This window comes from Streptomyces sp. NRRL S-118, from assembly GCF_000716335.1.
GTDB lineage: Bacteria > Actinomycetota > Actinomycetes > Streptomycetales > Streptomycetaceae > Streptomyces.
In genome coordinates this window covers 296-1,635 of the sequence record NZ_KL591061.1, presented here as the reverse complement: position 1 = coordinate 1,635, position 1,340 = coordinate 296, and the positions used below count along the sequence as shown (strand labels likewise).

The 1,340-nt window shown below is 74.6% G+C and carries 1 protein-coding gene; it reads right to left on the bottom strand.

The features are described from left to right. A partial coding sequence (locus IH00_RS38595) for a polyketide synthase dehydratase domain-containing protein (protein WP_039947896.1) occupies nucleotides 1–1,340 on the bottom strand: 1,340 nt, incomplete at both ends.

Below are 1,340 nucleotides of genomic sequence, written 5' to 3'. Positions count from 1 at the left end.
GGACGAACCGATCCGGATGCTCCGTCTGCGCGCTGCGCACCAGGCCCCACACCGCCGCCTGAGCCACGTCGCAGGCGCCGCCGTCCACCGCGACGGCACCTCGGGTCGTCACCACCAGCAGGGTCTCGCCCAGCCATTCGCTCGCCAGCCACCGCTGCACCAGCGGAAGCGCCCGGGCGGCGGTGGCGCGCGCCGAGGCGGGGGTGTCCTCGCCGGTGGTGGCTACGGCGGCGAGCACCGCGCGCGGCGCGGGCGCGCCCTCGGCGAGCGCCCGCTCCAGGGCGTCGAGGTCCGGGTACGTCTCCCCGTCGCCGATCCGGACGAGGTCCGGCGCCCCGGCGGCGGACCCGGTCTCGATGCGCGTCCAGTCCACCGAGTACAACGACTGCCGCGCGTCCCCGCGCGCACCGTCGATGCGTTCCTGCTCCACCGGGCGCACGACGAGGGAACGCACGGACACCACCGGGGCGCCGTTCTCGTCCACGGCGTCCAGCCGCAGCGAGGTGTCGCCGGTCATGGTGGAGCGGACCCGCAGTCGCTGGGCGCCGGGGCTGTCGAGCCGCACACCGCTCCAGCTGAACGGCATGAGGTGCGCCGCGGCGCCGCTGCCGGTCAGGAGGATGACACCGCTCTGCAGAGCGGAGTCGAAGAGCGCGGGGTGGATGCCGAAGCCCTCGTGCCCTTCGGGCAGGGTCACTTCGGCGTAGGTCTCGTCCCCGGCGCGCCACACGGCCTCGACACCGTGGAACAGGGGTCCGTAGTCGTACCCCAGGTCTGCGAGACGGCTGTAGAGCTCGTCGACGGGCATCGGTTCGGCGTCCTGCGGGGGCCACTGCTCCGGCCAGGCCGGCGCGGGCGCGCTCTCGGTGCCGAGGGTGCCCCTGGCGTGGCAGGTGGTCTCGGCCTCTTCCTCGCCGTTCTCCGGCCGCGAGTAGATGGCCACGTCACGGCGACCGTCCGCGGCGGACGCCCCGACCGTGATCTGGAGGTGCCGGGTGATGCCGTCCTGGACGAGCAACGGCGACTCGAGCACCAGCTCGTCCAGTACCGGCGCACCCGTACGGCGGCCGGCGGCCAGGGCGAGCTCGACCAGACCCGTACCGGGCACGACCATGGTGCCGAGCAGCAGGTGCTCCGTGACCCAGGGCTGGTTCTCGGTGGAGAGGCGGCCGGTGAACACCCACTCGTCCCGGTCGCCGACCTGCACGGCCGCGGCCAGGAGGGGATGCTCGACCCCGACGAGTCCGGCGGCCGAGACGTCGCCCGTGGCGGCGCCCGGGGTCAGCCAGTACCGCTCGCGCTGGAAGGCGTACGTCGGCAGCTCGACGCGCCGCGCACCC